Raw genomic sequence first — 21,175 nt, forward strand, 5'->3', positions numbered from 1 at the left:
GAACGGAGAACAACCATGGGTGAGGATATTGGTCTGGACGTCTCGTTGAAAGAGACGACGATCTCGGTGCGGCGGGAAGGCAAGCGGATCTGGCGAGCCAAATGCCTGGCGGATCCCAGCCTGATCGCCGAGGTCCTGCGCAAGCGCGCGCCCGAGCCAAAGCGGGTAGTGTTCGAGACGGGTCCTTTGTCGGTGTGGTACTATCGACGCTCGCCACGCTAAGGCTACCCTCGACATGGCGCCGAACAAAACCGACGCCAACGATGCCGATGGCCTAGCCCATCTGGCCGAGGTCGGCTTCTACCGCGCGGTGCGGGTGAAGGGTTGTGACAGCATGCTGACCCGCACCCTGGTGGCCGCCCGAGCCCGGTTGGTTCAGATCGCGACCGAGTTGTCCAACCAGATCCGCGGGCTCATGAAGACGTTCGGGTTGGTCGTACCCCTCAGCAAAGGTCGCACGTTCGAAGCCGAAGTCCCGCGTCTGCTGGCTGGTCAGGACGAGCTTGCCCGGATCATCCTGCCGATGCTGGAGGCTTAGCGCAGCGTGCGCAGCCGAGCATCTGCTCTGGGGCGCCAGATTCTGGCGTACGCTCGGCAGAGTGCGGCCTGTCAGCGGCCGATGTCGATCCCCGGGGCGGGGGCGATCACCGCACCTCGTTCACGGCCGCCATCGAGGATCCGGAGAACTTTAAGACGTCGCGCTCGGTCGGGGCCTGGCTGGGTCTGACGACCCGCCGCTACCAGTCCGGCGACGTTGACTATGATGGCCATATCTCGCGGCGCGGCGATGCTCATCTGCGGGGGCTGCTCTATGAGGCCGCAACCGTGATCCTGACGCGCACCTATGCGGAGGGCGACCTGCGCCAATGGGGGTTGCAGCTGCGAGAACGGATCGACTTCAAACGCGCGGCGGTGGCTGTCGCCCGCAAATTGGCGGTCATCATGCACGCGATGATCACATCCGGCGAGCCGTTCCGCCGGGCAGTCAGTGCTATTGCCTGACCCACACAGAACTCCGATGCGCCTGTCCTGAGGCGTGCCGAGGCGTCCCTGCCGGGACGTGGACGAACCATTCCGCCTTGGTTGATGCACCTGCAAGCCCATAGGCCTGAAGCGTGCGTTTTACACCTTGGAAGGTTCCTCCTGCGAAGCCCCATCATGCGGCGACTACTGTCGACCGCGAAGACGACACTGCTCCCGGCAAACTACGCCCTCGACATCAAAAAGGGCTTGAATTCCAACGAGCGATCGGACGACGACAACCAGAGTCAAAGAGTAACGAACAGCAAATAATACGACGGCCCGCTCTTCGCGCCTTTGCAGAAATTCAACGTACTTCTGGAAAGTGCCAGGAGCCGACCTTGTACACCCACTTGCAGCCCGCAATCCCCGGTCGACTTCTGCGCTGTGCTCCAGTCTTGATGTCTGCCTAAGCCTCCGCACCTAGGGGTTCCTCAGCGAGATCCCGCAGCAGCGTGTCCACGGCCTGGGCGGCAATCGCAGAACACATCTGTGGGGATGGAGACGGTTCGTCGGCGATGAGCATCGGGATCGCGACGCTCGCCCGAAGGAACGCGAAGAATTGCATCGCTGCAAGTTCTGCATCCCAAGCACCCGCTGTCCCCGGTGAGGCATTGTCCTTGAGGTACTCCGCCAGACGCCTGATAGGGGGCTGCATGCCGGTTTCGTAGAAGGCCCGCCCCAGGCTCGGGAACTTCGCGGATGCCCCGACGACCACTCTCAGCAAAGCGAGGTTCTCCGGCTCGCGCACCGCATCGAGATAGCTCCACGCCAGGGTTTCCAAGTTCCCTCGAAGGTCACTGGCCTTCTTCATGTTGCTAAACGTTTCCTCAAGACTCCTGTTCTGACAGGCCGCAACAAGGGCCGTGAAGAGTTCGTCCTTCCCTTTGAAGTACGTATAGAGCGTTCCCTTGGACACACCCGCAGCCTGGGCAATCGCCTCCATGCTGGCACCGTCAAATCCCTTGGCCAGAAAGACGATCCGGGCTCCATCCAGGATCTGGACCCGCTTCTTCTCCGTTTTTCCCGTCATCGTCGCCGTCTGCCGCGAACCCAAGTCCCGTCGAGGTCCAATCTACCGATGTTGTCATTCGGCATGGGCGGGCCCGACGGAAGCAAGGGCCATGGATGCATCCTGGGTTGCCGTAATGGGCCGATGCCGGTGCAGAAGCGCGATATCGAATTGAAGCATTGGATCGCAGGCCTCGATCACTCGGATTTTCTCCTCCACCAGATCAGCCAGGACGCTTTTGGGGTTCACGGCACGCAATTCGCTCACCGCATCTCTGATCTGCTGAAATTCGCGAAGCGAAATCATCTTCGTCATGGGCCTCTCATGGTCTTGATCCGACGGCATGTCTGATCCTTCCGTGCCCGCCGTCAAAGTGGGAACCGGTTGTGTTGCACCTGGCTAGCGGAGTGCCACACCGCCGCCCGCGGCAATGCCCTTCGTGCCGGCTGGAGCCGCCGTGTCCACACTGACCTCGACGGACATGCCTGGCGCGAGACGCTCCACAAGGTTCTGATCAGGATCGATGGCGATGCGCACGGGAACGCGCTGGGCCACCTTGGTGAAGTTGCCAGTGGCGTTGTCGGCCTTGAGAACGCTGAACTCCGAACCGGCCGCGGGCGAGAACCGCTCGATGTGGCCGGAGAGCCTGGCATGCTCCAGCGCATCGACCTGCAAGGTCACCGGCTGGCCGACCTTCATCCCGGGAAGCTGCGTCTCCTTGAAGTTGGCTACCACCCAGATCTTCTCCGGCACCACGGCCAGCAACTGCGTTCCCGCGGACACATACTGTCCGACCCGCGCGCCGACCTCACCGAGGCGTCCGTCCTGTGGCGCCACGATCCGGGTGTTCTGACAATCGATCTCGGCCAGGCGCACGGCAGCCTCGGCGCCCTGCACGGCGGCCTCCAGCGAGGACCGGTTCACCAGGGTCGCGGCCCAGTCCTGGCGCGCGACCTCGACGGCGGCCTGGGCCTGGCTCAGGGCCGCCCTGGCCTGATCCAGATTGGCACGCGCCTGATCGGCCTCCTTCTGCGTGGTCACGCCCCGGGACAGCAGGGGCTCGATGCGCGCCCAACTGGCCTCGGCCGCCTTGAGCGCGGCCTGCGCGCTGTCGACCTGGGCTTCGCTCGATTTGATCTTGGCATCATTCGAGCGCCGCGTCTGCTCGGAGTTCGCCAGTGCTGCCTTCTGGGCGGCCAGGGACGCCTTCGCCTGCTGGAGCTTCTGCTCGTAGATGCGGTCGTCGATGCGCACCAGCACCTGGCCGGTCTTGACCCTCTGGTAATCCTGAACCGCGACCTCTGCGACATAGCCGTTGAGCTGCGGGCTGATCAGGGTCACCTGGCCGCGCACATAGGCATTGTCGGTGGTCTCAACCGAGCTCGTGAACGGGGGCAGACGCCAGGCGTAGAGCACGAGCGCGGTACCGGCGATGCCGATCACGACGGCAACAAGGGTGGCGGTGGATCTGAGAAACTTCAGCATGGGGATCAATCGTAGAGGTTGTCAGGCAAGGGAAGGTTGGGGAGCGGGTGCAAGGCGCTTGCCGATGGCGACCACCGCGACGTGGACGATCAGCGCAGCCAGCGCGAACACGGCGAGCAAGGCGATGGCCAGAAAGGCGTCGTTGTAGGCGAGGACGTTGGCCTCCCGCGTGACCTGCTGGTTGAGCAGGGTCAGCCCTTGGGTGCTCATCTGCGCCGGATCGGTGAGCACGCGGCCATAGGCGCCCGAGAGCTGGCTCATGCGTTGGGCGACGATGGGATTGGTCGGAATGAGGTGCTCGGCCAGGGCCTGGTAGTGCACCTTGGAGCGCCAGGTGACGAAGGTCCCGACGACCCCCGAGCCGAGCGATCCGCCGATGCTCTGGGTCGTGAGAAAGACGATCACGAAGCTCAGAATGTAGTTCGGCCCCTTCTTCAGGGCCGACATCAGGCCCGAGGCCAGGGCGGGCGGCAGGAACAGGGCACCGGCGAACGCGATCATCGCCTGGCTCAGATACATCTCGGCCGGACGGGTCAGGTTCGTCACCTGGCTGTCCATGAAAGCGCCGGCCGCCAGCAGACTGAGCGCCACCATGTGAATGGCCGGCTCGCGGCCGGGCTTCATCACGGCGGCGCAGGCCAGGCCGCCGGCGACAGAGGTGCCGAGAATGATCCAGAGCAACGTCGCCATCTGGCCGTTCTGGAGGCCGAGAACCTGGAAGAACCCGAAGGCACCGCTGGTCTGCTCGGACAGAACGATGCGGAAGATCAGGAGGGCTCCGGTGAAGTGCAGGATCTCCTTGCTGGCAAGCCAGCGGATGTCGAGGAGCGGATTGGCGCGGTTGAGCTCGATGACCGCCGCGCAGGTGACCGCGACAATCGCACCGGCGAGCATGAGCCCGAGCCATGGTGCCTCGAACCACCAATAGAAGCGGCCCACGGTCATCGCCATCGCAGCCAGCCCGAAGCCCACGGCGATGAACAGATAGCTGACGACGTCGAGCGGCTGGATAACCTTGGCGCGCGGCTGCGGCGCCAGGGGCACGAGATAGACGGCCGCGAACGCGATCATGGCGATGGAAATCTCCATGACATGCAGGCCGTGCCAGCCGCCGATGTCGAGGAGCGTGGGCGAGATCAGCCGGGCTACGGGAGGGGCGAGCGCGAGATTGGTCAGGGCGAGGCAGAGTCCGAGATTGAGCTTTTTGGCTGGCGGAAATGGCTCGAGCATGTAGAGGAAGGCCAACGACGACATGGGTGCCGCCGCGATGCCGCTGAAGAAGCGCACGATGATCGCCGAGTGCAGGTCGTCGACGAACAGGTGCATCACGGACACGAGCAGGAAGGCCAGGATGGCCAACTCGGCGAAGTTACGCAGGCCGAACTGGGTCCGGATCTTGATCAGGAGCAGCGAGAGGCTGGCGTTGGGCGCCATGTAGGCAGCCATCAGCCACAGGGCCTCATTGGTGGTTGCGCCGAGCGCGCCCTGGATCTGGGGCAGGTTGGCCGAGATGAGGTTCATCCCGAGCCCTTGGGCCATTGCCAGGAGCACCGCGGCCGCCATGAAGGTCGCCGCCCGGAGCGGCGGCATGGGCGCAGGCGCCGCCGGAGGTTGGGGCGGCGCCTGCGGCTCCCGCGCCTCTGCTGCATCCGAAGGGGTCTCAACCTCGGGAGCGTCGGCGTCAGGAAACGCTTGGTGCGATTTGCGAAGGGCAGCCGAGGCGCTCATGCGGCGTCCGTCTCACAGCCAGCGACGGCGATCTTCCCGGTCATGGCCCGCAGGATCCCGGTCGCACCCAGCAGGTCAGCCTCCGGAACACCAGCAAGCACCTCTTCGCGCAGGTTGTCCGCCAGGCGTGTGACTTCAGCGGCGAGCACACGTCCAGCTTCGGTCAGGGCGATCTGCTTGGCGCGTCGGTCGCCCTCGACGGGCCGGCGCTCCGTCAACCCTTGCGCCTCAAGCCCGTCGAGCAGGCGAACCAGGGTGGGCCCCTCGACCTCCAGGATCTCGGCAAGCTCGGACTGGGTCATGCCGTCCTTCCTGACCAGGTGCATCAGAGTGCGGGCACGGGCCAGCGTCAGGCCCTTGGCCCGCACCCGCGCGTCGAACAGGGTTCGCAGCTTGCGGCTGGCAATCGCCAGCTCTTCGAGGAACTCCGCCCGAAGGGCAGTCAGTACATCTTGCTTAGGCGCCATATTGATAGGTCCCTATCTATATGGCGACTACTTACCTGCGAACGGGAGGACATGCAAGAGAAGGTGGGCCAGTATGGAGGATCATCCGTCAAGCGAACGGCAGCTTGAGGTCGATGCTGTTGCAGAACTCACCTTCGAGGTTCCGGGCATCTGTTAGTCGCATGGAGATGTTTGAGCGACTACAGCATCGGGTATGATTCCCCTGTCGAAAATGACGTTGCGAGTGTTTTTCAACGGCATCGGTCAAACTGAGCCTTTAGGCATGCCTTATGAAGGTCAGCTTACCCTGTGACTACGGAAATTCGGCTTTCGTCTGCCTCGTGTCAAAACGAGCCATTCCGCGCTTCTCGAAAGCGAACATTCTTTGGAAGAGCAGTCTCCCGGCTTCACTGCCGTTACTTGTCGCTCCCCTCCTGTTCAACCGGATGCTTCTTCTAATACCGCAGATCCGGCTACCTCCAACCGAATCCTCCCGCGACCTGTTCGTAGCAACTGGACAGGGGCGGCCTTCTCCTCAAGCCGGCGCCGCAGCAGGAGCAGTCGTGTTTCGAGATTGTCCTTGATGTCCGGCAGGCGCAGTTCCTCCGAGAGCCGGATCTCGCGATTGGTGAACTCCGTGCGGCCTTCCCGCTGATAGATACGAAGCAGGTGCATCAAAAGCCGCCCAGGCACTCCTTTGATCAGATACTCATTGTCGATGAAGATGCTGTCATCGTACGCATAGCGGACAACGCGGAAGCTCCGCCCTGTCATTACAGGCTGCTCTGTGGCGGCCGGCGTGCTCGATGCTCCTTCGCCGACCTCGGCCTCGGAGAGCGCGAGCGCTGCCGCTGATTGCATCGCGACAACCGCGAGGGCCGCTTCGTCCTCCTTGGTAAAGGCAAGCCGCTCGGAACTCTCCACAAACAGCACGCCACGCAAGGTGCCATGCGCGAGCATCGGCAGCGCGACCTGGCTCATGGCATCCGGCACTCCTGGCAGGGCGATGGTTCGGGTGCGGTTTTCCTCGTCCGACGAGGCGTGAACCGCGGAGCTGAAGCGCCGGATCCGGCTCATGTCGCTGACCCGCACAGGACGGCGTTCCGCGGCAGCCGTGCCGATGATGCCCTCGCCCGCCACCACCTCCGACCCGATGCCGCTTCGCTCGTATCCGCGGCTGCCAACGGTCACGAGCCGCTCGCCAGCCGGATCTTTCAGCAGCAGCATGGTATGGCAGAAGTTGAACCTATCGCGGAGCCCATCCAAGACCGTATCGATGACCGAGCTGACATCGGCCGCCTCGGACACTCTGCGGGCGACCGCAGCCGCTGCCATAAGCTGAAGGCCCGCTCGTTGAGAGCAAGCTTCCTGACTTGGCTCCAGCGACGGAACAGTCTCCACCGCCTTCACCCGGTAGATGTCGACGCTACGCAGGCGCATGACCTCGCCCATGCCCACCTGGGTGCCGGTCGCCTGGAGTTGGATGGCCATCTCCTCGAATAATTCGCCGCTGTCCAGGGTCTGCTCGAACGTCACGTCCAGTCGGTATTGCCCGCCATCCCGAGGATCGACGATCAGCACGGCAGCGGCGGGATTGGCCAGCACGTTCGTCGCCGTCTTGGAAAAGAACTGGTTGGACAAGGCCACCCGCTCGCCATCAACCAGCACGACATGCGACAGGTAGGAGATGTTCGGCGTACCGTCGGGCGCCGCGGTGGCGATGATGGACGGGATGACGCCCTCGAAGCAGGCGGCTAGGTCGCGAAGCCGGATCGTCATGGGAGCCGCTCGATGAGCCGGCCGGCCTTGGCGCCGGGCGTCTGCACGAAGATCTCCTGCACCGAAAGGTGCAAGGTGACCAAGTCTCGGCCGACAAGCCAGGGCGCGACGACCCGCTGCTCCAGGCCGAGCTCGCCCAGGGTTGACACCATGCTTTCCCTATAGCGGGTTGCCAGATTGAAGTGCTCGGCCGAGGTCGGGGCCACCACGGCGCGGCCCTTCACTTGGTAGGAGACATAATCCGACGGTCGCGCGAAGGTGGCGGCAAGCTGACCATTGGCTCGAACATTGGCCACCGTCTTTGGCCATTGCCACTCCGATACCACGAGGTCGATGCAGCCTTCCTCCCTGCGGACGGCGGCTCCAACGGCCCGTGCGATCTCCGGTACGAGCGGATCATCGCGGGTGCCCAGAATGATCATCACCGGGCTGGCCATGAAGGCGGCAAGGTCTTGGGGGATGAGCACGCGTCAAAGTCTCCTGCCGAGGAAGCATAGCGGCTTAGCAATCTTTTAGGAAACCGGCACCGGGCGCTTAGGAAGCATTTAGGAAACGCGGATCGCAGATCGGCTTATCCACGGGCTCCCATGACAGGAGCTCACGATGACCGATCCCGCCTCCCAACAAGTGCCCCCCAACGCTGTTGCCATCATCGGTGCCGGACCCGCCGGCCTGGTGACCGCCCGGTGGCTGGCGAGCCATGGCTTTGAGCCCATTATGTTCGAGGCGGCGGACCACCCCGGCGGCCAGTGGAATGCGGCCTCACCCCTGAGCGGCACCTGGCGCGGCATGTGCACCAACACCAGCCGCGTGCTGACGCGCTTCTCGGATCTCGACCATCCGGAGAGCACGCCTGTCTATCCCAGCCGCGAGGACATGCACACCTATCTGGAGCGCTATGCCGAGCACTTCGGGCTTGTGCCGCGGATCCGCTGCCACACCCAAGTCGAGCGGCTTGAACAAGCCGACGGTGGTGGATGGCTCCTTCGCTCGCGCCGAGACGGCGAGGTTCGGACCGAGCGCTTCGCCCGTGTGGTGGTCGCCTCCGGCCGCTATGTGGCCCCTGAGGTGCCTGCGGTGCCGCGGCTCAATAGCTTCACTGGAGCGCTTGGGGCGGCCCATACCGGCCAGTACGATGGGCCCCAAGCGTATCGCGGCAAGAGCGTGCTGGTGGCTGGCTGCTCGATCAGTGCGCTTGAAATTGCCTCTGACATGGCCCTGTCCGGCGCTCGCAGCGTCACCGTCTGCTACCGGCGGCAGCGCTATGTCCTTCCCAAGCTGCTGGCTGGGGTGCCGACGGATCATGTCATGTTCACCCGAGCGGCAGGACTGGCAGGCGAAACCTTGCCGCCGGACAGCCTCGCAGCCGGGCTGAAAGCGACGGTCCTACGCGTAGCCGGGTCGCCCGACCAGTTCGGGGCTATGACACCGGACGAGAACGTCTTTGCCGCCGGCATTACGCAGTCGCAGAACTTCCTGCCGCTCGTGGCTGAAGGCCGCATTGCGGTCCGTCCCTGGATTGAGGCCGTCGATGGACGCTCCGTCCGCTTTGCCGATGGAAGCACGGGCGAGTTCGACGCGCTCCTGTTCGGCACGGGCTACCGCCTATCGCTGCCCTTCCTTGCGCCAGAGGTGGCCGCAACGCTCGGGCTCGACCACAGCCATATTGACCTGTGCGATCATACCTTCCATCCGGAACTCGACGGACTCGCTTTCGTAGGCCTCTACGATCAGGTCGGGCCGTTCTTCCCGGTGCTCGAACTCCAGGGGCGCTGGATCGCCTACACCTGGGCTGGTGTCATCCCGGCACCAAGCCGCGAAGTCCTGGCTGCCAGCCTGGCCCGGAGCCGTGCTCAACGCGGAGGCCCTCAGAGCATTCCGATGCAGGTGCTGGCGCTGCTCTTCGCCCGCAATGCTGGCGTGGAGCCGGACCTCGGCCGCTGGCCCGATCTGGAGCGGGCGCTGCTTTTCGGTCCGCTCTCACCCGTGTCCTTCCGTCTGCAAGGGCCGGACAGCCTTGTGAATGCGCCGGCACTGACGGTGGCTGCCGCGGCCTGCTTTGGGGCGATCCGCTCGCCGGAGATGAACGATGAGGAGCGCGGGCTAAGAGATCTGGTCACAAGGACCGATAAGTCATACGCGGCGTGATAGATGGGGCGATGCGTTGCCGGGGCGCGGCTGCGTCATCGCTCCGCCTTGCGGTCTGGAACTTGGAAAGAAGTCGATCTCGCCGATGAAATGCCTTGCACCTATGATGAAGGTCCGGAGCGGCTCAAAGAGTAACGAACGCAAATGAAATGAAGGTCAGCTCATCCTCTCATGAACAGACCAAAGCGCTTCTACCGGGAAGTGCCATTAGGCGACGCTTGATCTGTGACCCTAATATGTTCAAGCTCGCAGCGAAGGCCGGGTCACTTGGCGGACCTGCCTCTGGTCACCTTCTCTAAGCAGGCGAAGCCAAGCAACGTAAGAACAAACGACTAATAGCAGCTCAGAATCTCCCAAACATTGTCGAGGGGAGCATGAAGCTTAGGCGGCGAAGTAACAAGTTGTTCATCTTAACCGCTATATAAATCCACGCCTTTCCATTGCGGTCTGTTAGTGTTCTCTTACGCTCGCAGTCATTAAGCAACGAGCCTAGGGGGCGTCTTCAGGCCTATGCCAAGCTTGCCGTCTTTTTCTTTCGAAGGATCCTTGGTGTCTTCGCCGGAGGAGGCATACTGGATATGGCGCACCATTGTCTCGCCCCTGTTTGACGTAGCGGTCGCTGATACGCAAGCCGTCGGATCGTTTCAGGTCAGAATCGACAGTTACCACTTTGGTCCGCTGCTCCTCGGAAGCGTGGCAGCGAGCAGTCAAGAGTTCCGACGCGCCCCGGTGACGATCGCGCGCAGCGGCGTCGATCATTACCTCGTGCAGCTTTATCCCATAGGCGGCTACGCGGGAGATGTAGAGGGACGGACGATTCATGTCCGCCCTGGCGACCTCAGCATCCTTGATCTGTCCCGGACACTGCATACCAGGGCGGAGACCTTTCAAAACCTTAGCCTCTTGATCCCGCGATCGGTGTTGGAGCCTCTGGTGAGGAACCCCGACGGGCTCCATGGCCGCGTGCTCTCGGGGCAGTCCGCTCTCGGCCACCTGCTCGCTACATATCTGATCACCGTCTATAAGGCCGCTGGCTCTCTCAGTTCAGAAGATGGAGTTCGAATTTCGAATGCGACAGCCAGCCTTGTCGCTGCCTGTTTCGGCCCTGCGGCCGACGCTCATGAGAGCACCGCGGTCGCCAAACGCGCGGCACTGATCCTGACGATCAAGCGCTATATCGACACCAATCTGGCGGATCCATCGCTTACGGTGGACAGCGTTGCCCGCGAGTTCCGACTTTCAAGGTCCACGCTCGGCCGAATGTTCGAGCCACTGGGTGGATTAGCGGCATTCATACGGGCACGACGCATGCTCCGCTGCTTCGGCGAGATCACGTCATTAGCCCATGCTCATCGCTCCATTGCGGATATCGCCTACTCCTGGGGCTTCAACAACGAAACTGCCTTCAGCCGGACGTTCCGCGGAATGTTCGATATATCGCCCCGGGAGGCGCGGGCCGAGGGCGCTTTGGCCCATCGGACGATCAAACACCTTCATCCTGGCTCGAATAGATCGGGCCAGCCGATCCTGGCGGAGTGGATCCAGTACCTTCGTGTCTGATGGATCCTACCTCCTTTGCTCTCGCGCGTGAGGCAAACGGCGCAGAACTTGAGGCAAACTGCAAAGTATCTCCCCACCTGATCAGCTAAAAAGACCACAGGGTTAATCCGTTGCAGGGGGACAGGATGACCGCAGAGATCATTCGGCGCCGGAGCGAACCGTCCGGCAGCATCATCGAAGCTGCGTACTGTCGATTTCAGTTCTCCTATCCGAAGGCCGCGAACGAGAACCGTCACCTCGCCCCCTCAGGCATGTCGCCAACAGAAACCGAGATCATCACGCATCTGGCTGCTGGCAAAAACGCGGCGGCCGTTGCGGACCTGGTTAAGATCGACGAGGCTGCCGTCAAGGAGCACATCAGGTTCATCCTGCGCAAGCTAAAGACAAGAACAACTCCGCCGCCGTCCGGTAGGCCCGTGAGCAAGTAAGTTGAACGGGACACGCGTAGCCCGGTCAGTCGCTGGAAGACTCTTCAACAATCCCGTGCTGCTGCCACCCCTGACCAACGATCAAAATCAACAAATGTCTGTACCGGGTCACGCACTGACGATCCCTTACGCTCCTGAAACGTCTGCTGTTCTTTGCTGGAGCAGACACTTGGTCCGCTTCCGCCTCGTACCATTTCCTGACGTTAGCCTAAGTAGTGGATTGAACGGTCTTACCGGGGATGTCACGGTAACCTTTGGGCAGCGGCTTGTGGCTTAAGAGCTCGAGCATGACCAAGCCTGTCAGCTACAAGCGCCATCGGTTCCCACCCCAGATCATCGCTCATGCCGTTTGGCTGTACGTCCGGTTTCCTCTGAGCCTCCGGCTTGTGGAGGAGATGCTGCTCGAGCGCGGCATCATCGTCTCCTACGAGACGATCCGCCGGTGGGGCAGGAAGTTCGGGCCAGAGTATGCCCGGCGCCTCCGTCGCAAGCGGCCATGTCCAACTGACATTTGGCATTTGGACGAGGTGGTCGTCAGCATCACGGGCAAGAAGCATTGGTTGTGGCGGGCCGTCGATCAGGACGGGTACGTGCTCGATGAAATCGTCCAGAACCACCGCAACACCAAGGCGGCCAAGCGCCTGCTGGCCCGTCTGATGAAGAAGCAGGGCATGGTACCCGAGCGCATCGTCACCGACAAGCCGCCCTCCTATGGGGCCGCCAGACGCCAAGTCATGCCCAAAGTGGAGCACCGGTCCCACAAAGGCCTGAACAACAGGGCCGAAAATTCGCATGTACCGCTGCGAAAGCGGGAGCGGATGATGCAGGGCTTTCGGTCCCCAGGAGGCCTGCAGCGGTTCACCTCAGCCTTCTCGGCTGCCAGAAACCTGTTCGTTCTACCCCACTCCCGCCGCTCTGTCCTCGCTACCCACCTTCACCGCCTTCAGGCCATGGCCACTTGGAAAGCCGCAGCGGGCGTGCTCGCCTGAAATCAACAAAGCAGGGTCTATTGCGGGTTCTTCAGGTTACCGTGACATCGCCGTTCGGACAAACCGAGCCACCTCACTCACAATCGGCTAGGTTATGCAGTCCAGTTCCGCCTCATGCGTTATCCGGGCCGGGTCTTGGGTATATAGGAGACGTACGACATGGCCCTGCCCAAACGCGCCGCGGCCTGAACTATCCGGCGTTCCTGCGACAGGGTCTTGTGAGCGCATCCGATCACCGCCTTGCTTATGGAACTATAATCCGAATTTATTTTTCTTATTATCGGCTCAAGATCAAGATGCTTCCAGGATCAATTTCCATTGGAGGTATCGGTGCCGAGCAAAAACAGTCTTCGCCGCTGAGATGCCCTGGCCCGACTACGATGCCGCGGTCCGCGACGGAGACACACCCATCCTTATCCCGTTCGGATCCATGGAGCAGCATGGCCACCATATGCCTCTGCACGTGGACGTACTGCTTCCGACGGAGTTCGCACGCCGCGCGGCAGGCCAGATCGGGGGCCTCGTCGCCCCTCCATTCACGTATGGATACAAGTCTCAGCAGAAATGCGGCGGCGGCAATCACCTGCCCGGAACGACCAGCCTCGATGGAGCGACGCTGGTCAACGCCCTGAAGAACCTCATCACCGAGTTCGCGCGCCACGGCGTCCGCAGGTTCGCCCTCGTGAACGGACACTATGAGAACTCGTGGTTCATCACGGAGGGCGTCGATCTTGCCCTCAAGGAGCTGCGCTGGGACCGCGTCGAAGGGGTCAAAGTCGTCGTCCTGTCCTATTGGGACTTCGTGAACGACGAAACGATCGCACGCCTTTATCCTGGCGGATTCCCGGGGTGGGCCGTCGAACATGGAGGCGTGCTCGAGACATCGTTGATGCTCGCTCTTCATCCCGAACTTGTTCAGCTCGAGCGTGCGCTCGATCATCCGCCCGCGACCTTCCCGCCCTACGACGTCTATCCCGTCAAGGCGGAATGGACGCCGGCGAGCGGAACGCTGTCCTCTCCGAAGGAGGCCAGCGCCGGGAAGGGCGAGATCCTCCTTGAGGTCTGCACAGCGGGCATCGTCGGCGCTCTCAAAGCGGAATTCGCCTGAGGAGCGAAGCCATGGCCCCCGGGCGCCTGCACCCGGGCCGTCAGAGAACTTTAAATTCATCAGATAGGGAGAGAGACCATGTACCAAGAGCCTCAAAACCTGCTTCGCCGCGGCGACGGTGAGCCGGGATCCATGGGCGACATGCTTCACGTCATGAAGTGGCACAACGGGGAAAAGGACTGGTCGCCCTTTTCCGATGCCGAAATGACCCGGCGTCACAACGACCTGCGCCAATATATGGCCCAGAACGATATCGACGCCGCGCTCATGACCTCCTATCACGGGATATGCTACTACTCCGGCTTCCTGTATTGCTACTTCGGCCGGAAGTACGGGATGGTCATCGACTCGCATAACGCGACGACGATCAGCGCCGCCATCGATGGAGGCCAGCCGTGGCGTCGGACCTTCGGGGACAACATCACGTATACGGATTGGCGCCGGGACAATTTCTTCCGGGCGGTTCAGACGCTCACCGGAGGCGTCAAGCGCCTCGGCATCGAGTTCGACCATGTCTCGATCGATTACCGCAGGCAGATCGAGGATGCGCTTCCAGGCGTCGAGCTGGTGGATATCGCTCAGCCCGCGATGTGGATGAGGACCGTGAAGTCCTCCGAGGAGCACAGCCTCATTCGTGAGGGGGCCCGCATCTGCAACGTCGGCGGACGCGCCGTCATGAATGCCGTCGAGGCCGGCGTGCCGGAGTTCGAGGTCGCGATTGCGTCAACCAACGCCATGGTCAGGGAGATCGGGAAATCGTTTCCGTTCGTCGAGCTCATGGACAGCTGGACCTGGTTCCAGTCCGGCCTCAATACGGACGGGGCGCATAATCCGGTCACGAACCGGACGGTGCGGGCGGGCGACATCCTGTCGCTGAACTGCTTCCCGATGATCTTCGGCTACTACACGGCCCTCGAGCGGACGCTGTTCTGCGAGTACGCGTCCGACGCGCACCTCGACTACTGGCAGAAAAACTGCGAGGTCATGCGCGTCGGGTCCGACCTGATCAAGCCCGGGAAGAAGTGTTCCGAGATCGCGCTTGAGCTGAACGACATGTACCGCCAATGGAACCTCCTGAAGTACCGTTCCTTCGGGTATGGCCACTCGTTCGGTGTCTTGAGCCACTATTATGGAAGGGAAGCGGGGGTCGAGCTCCGCGAGGACATCGATACCGTCCTGCAACCGGGAATGGTCGTCTCGATGGAGCCCATGATCATGATTCCCGAGGGGCTTCCAGGCGCGGGAGGCTATCGCGAGCACGACATCTTCATCGTGACCGAGACCGGGGCGGACAACATCACGAACTTTCCCTATGGGCCGGAACAGATGATCATCAAACGGCACTAGGGCCAGCCTCAACCAGTGGCGCCAAAGTGTCAGATATGACGCCTTTAGAGCCAGTGATTAGCTGCGCAAGTATTTCCTGTGACTTCGTCTGCGCAAACAACGATGGGACTTTACGATGACAAGCAAAGGTAACTACATATATAATGATTGGTATGTTACCTTCCGCTGTGGTACCGCCTTCCAGAGGAACGCAAGCATGAAAAATAAGGCCACCGTATTCACGGCGCGATGCGCCGCTCTTGGGCTGTCGGCATTAATGTTTCTGGCCGGCGGGAGTGCACATGCCGACGAGAAGATCGATCTCCCTTCCTACTATCCAACCGATTATCGAAACATCATCGAAGGGGCCCGCAGCGAAGACGGCACGTTGGTGATCTACAGCTCGTATCATCAGCAGGCATGGGATCCGGTTTTCACCGCCTTTCGTAAAAATTACCCCTTCGTCAAGAGCGTGAAGAACCTCGATGTTGAAGGTGAGGAAGTGTACCAAAAGTTGCGCCTTGAGGCATCTCGCGGTCGAGCGAGCGGCGACATCGTGGAGATCGAGCCGAGCATTGGCGCAAAGCTGAAGAACGAGCAGAATCTTTTGATGGCGTATCGCTCGCCAGAAGCTTCGCAGTATCCAAAAGACATCATTGAGCCCTACCCCAACGGCTACCAATACGCCATCAGCGCGCTGGTAATCGGCTACAATACGAAGGTGCTCCCAAAGCCCATAACTTCCGTGAAGGATATAGCCGATCAGCTCCGGGCACCTGGCAACGCTGGCCTGACCATCGGCGTGCGTAATATCGCATCGGCCTTCGCCTTCTCAAGCTACTACACGCTGCTCCGTAAACGACCAGAGCTCTGGACCGAGTTCGAAACGATCCTGCCCCATGCAAAGCCGGAGGGATCCTCCGGCTCACTGCTGACCAAGCTGCAGACCGGCGAATACGCCGCCGCCGTCTTTATGTCAGACGCGACCATGCTGCCGGCCATCAAGCAGAGCGCAGGCCTTCTCGCTGCCGTGATCTCAAACGATGGAACGCCCTTCCAAGGTGGATCCGTGGCGATCGCCGCCTCTTCGCGCCGTCCCAATACGGCGAAGCTGTTCCTGGATTTCATGCTGTCACAGGAAGGTCAGCAGGCCATCCTTCAAGGAGGGCGGCCAGCGGTTCGCAGCGGCCTCGCCAAGGTCGAAGGGCTTTATTCCTTCGAGGAGGCGACCAAGGCGATCCCGCCCGAGGCCGTCGCCATCGTGCCCTATACTGAGATCCCTCGCGACGAAACCGAGGAATTCACGAAGCGCTGGAGCAGCCTTCTCAAATAGGAATCTGGCCTGCACCCAAGGCTGCGTCGATGCGCTCGTCACTGTGACCCCAACAATAGGGATCTCCGCTCGGCCAGGCATGGCTCGCGCGGGGAATCCCCATGCGTCGAAGCGTTCTCACGACCCACCGCACCGGCATGAACTGCGGCTGCCGAATGTTCCGAAGCGGCGCACGCTTACCCAGTATCGGTGCGGATCTCCACTGCTTGATACAATCCAGCAACCTGCTTGAGGCACACGAATGACGCTTGCAGCACCCCTTCGCACTGATAGCGCCTCGAACCTGCGGGAATGGACCCCGAAAGGCCGTCGCGTTCTCGGCGTTTCGCGAAGCGCCATCGCCATCTATGGCACCTTCCTTCTGGTGCTCCTGCTCGTCCTCTCACCGATCGTCCCGATACTTCTACAGTCCCTCCTCGACCGCCCACTATACGAGCCGGACATCCACTTCACGCTGGATGCTTATGCCCGCCTCTTCAGTGAAGCCGGATTCGCAGAAGTCATTCTCAACACTGTCTTGTTCGCTGTCCTCAGCACGCTCTTTGCGTTGATCGTCGCAGTGCCTATGGCCATTCTGGTCGTGAAGACGGACGTGCCCTGCCGCGCGCTGCTCGATTTCTTCATGCAATGGCCGTTCTTCATCTCGGCCCTGGTTCTTTCCTTCGGCTGGATCCTTATCTACTCGCCGGCCGGCTTCGCAAGTACGTATGCAAAAGATCTGCTAGGCTTCGTTCCATGGAACCTCTACAGCATCCCTGGTATGGCCGCGGTTGAATCCGCCGGCCTTGCGCCAATCGCGTATGTTTACTGCGCCAATAGCCTTCGCCAGTTCGATTCATCATTGGAGGCGGCAGGACGGTCGGTTGGCGCCTCGCCCTATCAGATTCTGCGGCGCATCATGGTACCGATGCTGCGTCCGCCGGTGGTTTACAGCGCGCTGCTGATCTTCAGCATGAGCATTGAGGCCCTCAGCGTCCCGCTATTGCTGGGAATGCCAAACGGCATCAACCTGTTCTCGAGCTTCCTGTATCAATACGGGCTTACTTCTGTGGATCCCGACTTCAGCGTACTCGGCGCCGCATCAGTATTGGTCCTCATCGTTCTTGGCGGACTGGTGGTTGCCCAAGGTCTCATTCTGAAGCGGTCTCAACGGTTCATCACCGTGCGCGGAAAGGTGCCCCGCCCACATGTGCTGCCGTTGGGATGGCTTCGCTGGATCGCCTTTGCTGCGATCTCAGCCTATTTGCTCATTGCAACCGTCGTGCCGCTTGCGGCCCTTATCTTTCGCTCCTTCACCCAGGTCTTCACCCCACTGATGAACCCCTTCAGCGTGCTGACCCTTGAGAACTACGCTGTTCTTTACACCGTGCCTGCCTATCACGAGCCGATCACCACGAGCCTCGTCGTCTCCGGCATTGGCGCCATCCTCATCAGTGGGCTGGCGATCGTCGCCGCCGTGGTCGCACGTCGCTCGCGCTTCAAGCTGGGGCGCCTCACCGAGTACCTTATCCTATCCGTGCTTGCCGTGCCCGGCACCGTGCTCAGCATCGGTCTCTTCTGGGCCTTCAGCAGTATCCCACAGAATTGGGGAGGCGACATCGTCACCGGCAGCATTCTCACACTGATTGTGGCGTTCGGCATTCGCGCCCTGCCGGTCGCCTATTCCTCCGTCGCGTCATCGCTGATGCAAATTCACGAGGAACTTGACTTCGCCGCACGGGTCTCAGGTGCCGACTGGGTCAAGATATTTGGTGCGGTGCTGTTCGGACTGCTGCGCCCTGCCTTTGTGGCCGCAATGCTACTGGCCTTCGTCATCATGATGAAGGAATACGCCACCGCCGTCTTCTTAGTGACTGCGGACACCCAGGTTATCGGCAGCGCCCTGCTGTCCTTGTGGACACAAGGGAGCACAGGGCCGGTCAGCGCTCTCGCCGTGGTGCAGGTCATTCTCAGCACCAGCGTCGTCATCATCGTCAAGGCACTCACGGGAAAGAAACACCATGCCTGATATCGTTATCTCGGGACTGAGCCGCGTCTTTCCGGACGGAACTTGCGCCGTTGACAATGTAGACATTCATATCGCCGACGGAGAGTTCTTCACTCTGCTCGGACCGAGCGGCTGCGGTAAGTCGACGACCCTTGCTTGCATTGCCGGCCTCGACACGCCAAGCCATGGTCGGATTAGCATCGGTGCGCGCACTATCTTCGACAAGGAGGCGGGGATTGCAGTTCCATGCGAGGAGCGTAATGTCGGAATGATGTTTCAATCATACGCCCTCTGGCCGCACATGACCGTGGCCCAGAACCTGGCGCTGCCGCTGAGCATAAGAAAGGTACCGCATGATGCCCGCAAGCGGATGATCGGGGATGCCCTCGAGGTGGTTGACCTCAGTGCCTTTGGGCATCGCTATCCGCACGAATTATCAGGCGGACAACAGCAGCGGGTGGCACTTGCCAGGGCTTTGGTCTACTCGCCCACTGTCCTCTTGCTCGACGAACCGCTCTCGAATCTCGATGCCCGCCTTCGCCATCAAGCCCGCACCTGGGTCAAGCGAGTGCAAAAGGAGCTAGGCATAACCACGGTCTATGTTACGCACGACCAGGAAGAGGCGCTCGCGATGAGCGACAATGTCGCGGTCATGTCCGCCGGACGCGTGCGCCAGATAGCCGATCCCCGCAGAGTCTATGAGACACCTTCCACGATGGACGTCGCCGCCTTCGTCGGCCGCATGAACTTTCTACACGGTACGGTATCCTCCGTCGACGGCGAAAAGGCCTCGGTGCAGATTGAGGGCACGAATGAAGAGCTTCTCGTACCTAATATGGCGAGCTCCGCCGCCGGCATCGAAGTTGTGCTCGCCTTCCGGCCGGAGAAAGCTGTCGTCAAACAGTCCGGCAACCGTACTCGTCCACTTAACGCGCTGACGGCCGAACTGGTCGAACAAGCATATGTGGGCTTCCGCTATGAGTATAAGTTTCGGTGCGGGAATTCAGTGATCGAGGCCTATGGTGCTGCGCCGAGCGCGTACGGCCGTTGTTTTCTGGAGATCTCGCCTGATTCGCTCATCGCCTACGACGCAGCTGGCCTCCGCTCACCCGGGCCAGCGCAAGCCGCTCGAGCTCTTAACGCACGAGCATCTCACGCGGATATTGACACTTTAGTACCAGGAAAGTGATGCCATGAATCGACCTTCATTGCGCGCCCTCTTCGACAGTGACGACATCGTCTTCGCCCCCGGGGGCGGCGGCCCGCTTGATCTCCTCTTGGTCGAGCAGGCCGGCTACAAGGCCGCCTATCTCAGCGGCTACTCAGTCGCCGCGCAGCGATACGGGCTACCCGACATCGGGCTTATTGCCTTCGGGGAAATGTGCGAGGTGGTAAATGCGGTGTGCCGCGTTACCTCACTTCCAGTGATTGTCGATTGTGACACTGGCTACGGCGGTATCCTTAACGTGCGCCAGACGGTGCGCGAGTTCGAGAATGCAGGTGCCGCGGCCCTGCAGATCGAGGATCAGAGCTGGCCGAAGCGCTGCGGCCACATGCAGAACAAAATGGTTGAGCCGATCGGTGCCGCGGTTGCCAAAATCGAGGCGGCCGTGAGGGCCCGTCGCAACGACGAACTGGTAATCATGGCGCGGACCGACGCCTGTGACGTGCTCGGCTTCGAGGAGGCGCTGCGCCGGTGCAAAGCGTTCAAGGCCGCCGGAGCGGACATGGTATGTTTGCACAGTCCCCGCTCGATCGAGGATCTCAGAATTCTCGCCTCGGAAATCGAGGGCCCGCACGTGGTCTCGATCGGAGAAGGCGAGTTCACAGATGACATCGCCGTGGACGAGCTTTTCAGGATCGGATTTCAGTTCGCCGCCTTGCCGAGCAGCATTCTGCGGACTTCTTCCTTTGCCGTGACTTCGATGCTTCAACGCGTCCGTGAGTCCCGGAGCGTGCGCGACATCGCTCGGTCTGCGGTCACTCTCGAGACTCTAAACGAGATCGTAGGCATCGAGGCGCTGCGCGATTTCGAGGATGGTATTCGCTTGACCGCCGCTAGGACCTCCTGAGGCTAATGGCAACCAGCAATGCTCATGCCCTCGACAGGGAAAGCGAACTGTCTAGCCTGATGCCAGTTGGCGCAACGGCTGAGGCATCCAACGGATTCAAGCGCACGGATGTCTGAGTTCGTAGCGACAAGGTAGCTCGCCATACACGCCAAAATGGCGATCTGCGTTGGCGACGATGCGGTGCTGGTGCCATTTGCCTTTCATCTGTTTCTGCATGCCCCCTAGAGCATCGGCCGCAAAAGTGGAATCCGCTTTTGGGATTGAAACCGATGCTCCCTTCTTAGACCACGCGCATCGTTGCGGGCTGACCCGAAGAGCCGCGTTAGCGAGAACCAGGTCCACTTTTCGCAGCGCGGCCCGCCGGGTCCGCACGATGCACCAGTCTGCGCTCACTGCACGGCTCCGTTGCAGTGACTTGGATAACGCACAACAATCCTCACCTCGTGTGCTTCGTCACGCGGGAAGACAGAAGAGCTTGTTGACGAGACGGATTTCGCCTGTTGCTCCTGGCTGTGTGAGGAGGCAGTGGCCCCGGCGGATCATGCGCGTGACTTCAAAGCCCCCCAGGGCTGCGGCGGCAGTTTTCATCCTTTGAAAGCCGCGCGTCGGCCGGATCACGCGCTTGAGCGCGCCATGATCCGCCTCGATGATATTCTATAGATGTCACGGTAGCTGATGCCGTACTTACAATACCAGCGCGCGCACAGCAGGATGATCTCGGCCGGAAAGCGGCGGCGCTTGAACAGAGACACGG

The 21,175-nt window shown here is 61.3% G+C and carries 19 protein-coding genes and 1 pseudogene; 11 read left to right on the forward strand and 9 right to left on the reverse strand.

Going from position 1 to position 21,175, the window contains the following annotated elements:
* The first annotated feature begins 15 nt into the window (after nucleotides 1-15).
* Nucleotides 16-1,002, forward strand: a pseudogene (locus RE429_RS21140) (IS110 family transposase).
* 427 nt (nucleotides 1,003-1,429) lie between these two features.
* Here the strand turns inward: RE429_RS21140 and RE429_RS21145 are convergent.
* The 7 genes from RE429_RS21145 to RE429_RS21175 all read right to left on the reverse strand — a co-directional run bounded on the left by RE429_RS21145 (nucleotide 1,430) and on the right by RE429_RS21175 (nucleotide 7,937).
* A complete protein-coding gene (locus RE429_RS21145; protein ID WP_414475315.1) occupies nucleotides 1,430-2,053 on the reverse strand; it encodes a TetR/AcrR family transcriptional regulator in 624 nt (207 codons plus the stop codon).
* A gap of 54 nt (nucleotides 2,054-2,107) precedes the next feature.
* A complete protein-coding gene (locus RE429_RS21150; protein WP_414475316.1) occupies nucleotides 2,108-2,347 on the reverse strand; it encodes a hypothetical protein in 240 nt (79 codons plus the stop codon).
* An 84-nt stretch (nucleotides 2,348-2,431) separates the two neighbouring features.
* Nucleotides 2,432-3,517, reverse strand: a complete 1,086-nt coding sequence (locus tag RE429_RS21155; protein ID WP_414475317.1) for an HlyD family secretion protein — start codon at nucleotides 3,515-3,517, stop codon at nucleotides 2,432-2,434.
* A gap of 21 nt (nucleotides 3,518-3,538) precedes the next feature.
* Nucleotides 3,539-5,107: an MFS transporter gene (locus RE429_RS21160; protein ID WP_414475871.1), complete on the reverse strand. Its 1,569-nt coding sequence runs from the start codon at nucleotides 5,105-5,107 to the stop codon at nucleotides 3,539-3,541.
* Nucleotides 5,108-5,241: 134 nt separating this feature from the next.
* Entirely contained in the window at nucleotides 5,242-5,712 is a 471-nt protein-coding gene (locus tag RE429_RS21165; RefSeq protein ID WP_414475318.1) for a MarR family winged helix-turn-helix transcriptional regulator, read from the reverse strand.
* Between the two features lie 417 nt (nucleotides 5,713-6,129).
* Nucleotides 6,130-7,470: a GAF domain-containing protein gene (locus tag RE429_RS21170; protein WP_414475319.1), complete on the reverse strand. Its 1,341-nt coding sequence runs from the start codon at nucleotides 7,468-7,470 to the stop codon at nucleotides 6,130-6,132.
* Nucleotides 7,467-7,937 carry a hypothetical protein gene (locus RE429_RS21175; protein WP_414475320.1) on the reverse strand — a complete coding sequence of 157 codons (471 nt, stop codon included), beginning with the start codon at nucleotides 7,935-7,937 and terminating at the stop codon, nucleotides 7,467-7,469. The genes RE429_RS21170 and RE429_RS21175 overlap by 4 nt, the downstream gene beginning before the upstream one ends.
* A 136-nt stretch (nucleotides 7,938-8,073) precedes the next feature.
* Between RE429_RS21175 and RE429_RS21180 the strand changes: the two genes are divergently transcribed.
* The 10 genes from RE429_RS21180 (at nucleotide 8,074) to RE429_RS21225 (ending at nucleotide 20,421) form a co-directional block, all read left to right on the forward strand.
* Nucleotides 8,074-9,618, forward strand: a complete 1,545-nt coding sequence (locus RE429_RS21180) for a flavin-containing monooxygenase (RefSeq protein WP_414475321.1) — start codon at nucleotides 8,074-8,076, stop codon at nucleotides 9,616-9,618.
* Between the two features lie 549 nt (nucleotides 9,619-10,167).
* The gene (locus RE429_RS21185) at nucleotides 10,168-11,178 is read left to right on the forward strand and encodes a helix-turn-helix domain-containing protein (protein ID WP_414475322.1); all 1,011 of its coding nucleotides are present in this window, start codon (nucleotides 10,168-10,170) and stop codon (nucleotides 11,176-11,178) included.
* 125 nt (nucleotides 11,179-11,303) lie between these two features.
* Complete coding sequence (locus RE429_RS21190) at nucleotides 11,304-11,606, forward strand: LuxR C-terminal-related transcriptional regulator (protein ID WP_414475323.1); 303 nt, start codon at nucleotides 11,304-11,306, stop codon at nucleotides 11,604-11,606.
* 287 nt (nucleotides 11,607-11,893) lie between these two features.
* A complete protein-coding gene (locus RE429_RS21195; RefSeq protein WP_414475324.1) occupies nucleotides 11,894-12,595 on the forward strand; it encodes an IS6 family transposase in 702 nt (233 codons plus the stop codon).
* 361 nt (nucleotides 12,596-12,956) lie between these two features.
* Nucleotides 12,957-13,703, forward strand: coding sequence for a creatininase (locus RE429_RS21200; RefSeq protein WP_414475325.1), 747 nt, complete (start codon nucleotides 12,957-12,959; stop codon nucleotides 13,701-13,703).
* A 132-nt stretch (nucleotides 13,704-13,835) separates the two neighbouring features.
* On the forward strand, nucleotides 13,836-15,050 hold the full coding sequence (locus tag RE429_RS21205) for a M24 family metallopeptidase (RefSeq protein WP_414475872.1): 1,215 nt from the start codon (nucleotides 13,836-13,838) through the stop codon (nucleotides 15,048-15,050).
* A 196-nt stretch (nucleotides 15,051-15,246) separates the two neighbouring features.
* Complete coding sequence (locus tag RE429_RS21210) at nucleotides 15,247-16,362, forward strand: extracellular solute-binding protein (protein ID WP_414475326.1); 1,116 nt, start codon at nucleotides 15,247-15,249, stop codon at nucleotides 16,360-16,362.
* Between the two features lie 241 nt (nucleotides 16,363-16,603).
* Nucleotides 16,604-18,370: an ABC transporter permease gene (locus RE429_RS21215; protein WP_414475327.1), complete on the forward strand. Its 1,767-nt coding sequence runs from the start codon at nucleotides 16,604-16,606 to the stop codon at nucleotides 18,368-18,370.
* Nucleotides 18,363-19,538 carry an ABC transporter ATP-binding protein gene (locus RE429_RS21220; protein ID WP_414475328.1) on the forward strand — a complete coding sequence of 392 codons (1,176 nt, stop codon included), beginning with the start codon at nucleotides 18,363-18,365 and terminating at the stop codon, nucleotides 19,536-19,538. Before RE429_RS21215 ends, RE429_RS21220 begins: the two co-directional genes overlap by 8 nt.
* Nucleotides 19,539-19,542: 4 nt before the next feature.
* Nucleotides 19,543-20,421 carry an isocitrate lyase/PEP mutase family protein gene (locus RE429_RS21225; protein WP_414475329.1) on the forward strand — a complete coding sequence of 293 codons (879 nt, stop codon included), beginning with the start codon at nucleotides 19,543-19,545 and terminating at the stop codon, nucleotides 20,419-20,421.
* Between the two features lie 453 nt (nucleotides 20,422-20,874).
* Here the strand turns inward: RE429_RS21225 and RE429_RS21230 are convergent, their stop codons facing one another.
* Entirely contained in the window at nucleotides 20,875-21,039 is a 165-nt protein-coding gene (locus RE429_RS21230) for a hypothetical protein (RefSeq protein WP_414475330.1), read from the reverse strand.
* On the reverse strand, nucleotides 21,036-21,173 hold the full coding sequence (locus RE429_RS21235; RefSeq protein WP_414475331.1) for a hypothetical protein: 138 nt from the start codon (nucleotides 21,171-21,173) through the stop codon (nucleotides 21,036-21,038). Before RE429_RS21235 ends, RE429_RS21230 begins: the two co-directional genes overlap by 4 nt.
* Nucleotides 21,174-21,175: the final 2 nt, after the last annotated feature.

The sequence above is a fragment of the Microvirga sp. M2 genome, from assembly GCF_047497095.1.
GTDB lineage: Bacteria > Pseudomonadota > Alphaproteobacteria > Rhizobiales > Beijerinckiaceae > Microvirga.

Coding starts and splice junctions, on each gene's coding strand:
- RE429_RS21145 (WP_414475315.1), bottom strand. CDS start 2,053: ATGACGGGAAAAACGGAGAAGAAGCGGGTCCAGATCCTGGATGGAGCC.
- RE429_RS21150 (WP_414475316.1), bottom strand. CDS start 2,347: ATGACGAAGATGATTTCGCTTCGCGAATTTCAGCAGATCAGAGATGCG.
- RE429_RS21155 (WP_414475317.1), bottom strand. CDS start 3,517: ATGCTGAAGTTTCTCAGATCCACCGCCACCCTTGTTGCCGTCGTGATC.
- RE429_RS21160 (WP_414475871.1), bottom strand. CDS start 5,107: ATGCCGCCGCTCCGGGCGGCGACCTTCATGGCGGCCGCGGTGCTCCTG.
- RE429_RS21165 (WP_414475318.1), bottom strand. CDS start 5,712: ATGGCGCCTAAGCAAGATGTACTGACTGCCCTTCGGGCGGAGTTCCTC.
- RE429_RS21170 (WP_414475319.1), bottom strand. CDS start 7,470: ATGACGATCCGGCTTCGCGACCTAGCCGCCTGCTTCGAGGGCGTCATC.
- RE429_RS21180 (WP_414475321.1), top strand. CDS start 8,074: ATGACCGATCCCGCCTCCCAACAAGTGCCCCCCAACGCTGTTGCCATC.
- RE429_RS21190 (WP_414475323.1), top strand. CDS start 11,304: ATGACCGCAGAGATCATTCGGCGCCGGAGCGAACCGTCCGGCAGCATC.
- RE429_RS21195 (WP_414475324.1), top strand. CDS start 11,894: ATGACCAAGCCTGTCAGCTACAAGCGCCATCGGTTCCCACCCCAGATC.
- RE429_RS21200 (WP_414475325.1), top strand. CDS start 12,957: ATGCCCTGGCCCGACTACGATGCCGCGGTCCGCGACGGAGACACACCC.
- RE429_RS21205 (WP_414475872.1), top strand. CDS start 13,836: ATGGGCGACATGCTTCACGTCATGAAGTGGCACAACGGGGAAAAGGAC.
- RE429_RS21210 (WP_414475326.1), top strand. CDS start 15,247: ATGAAAAATAAGGCCACCGTATTCACGGCGCGATGCGCCGCTCTTGGG.
- RE429_RS21215 (WP_414475327.1), top strand. CDS start 16,604: ATGACGCTTGCAGCACCCCTTCGCACTGATAGCGCCTCGAACCTGCGG.
- RE429_RS21220 (WP_414475328.1), top strand. CDS start 18,363: ATGCCTGATATCGTTATCTCGGGACTGAGCCGCGTCTTTCCGGACGGA.
- RE429_RS21225 (WP_414475329.1), top strand. CDS start 19,543: ATGAATCGACCTTCATTGCGCGCCCTCTTCGACAGTGACGACATCGTC.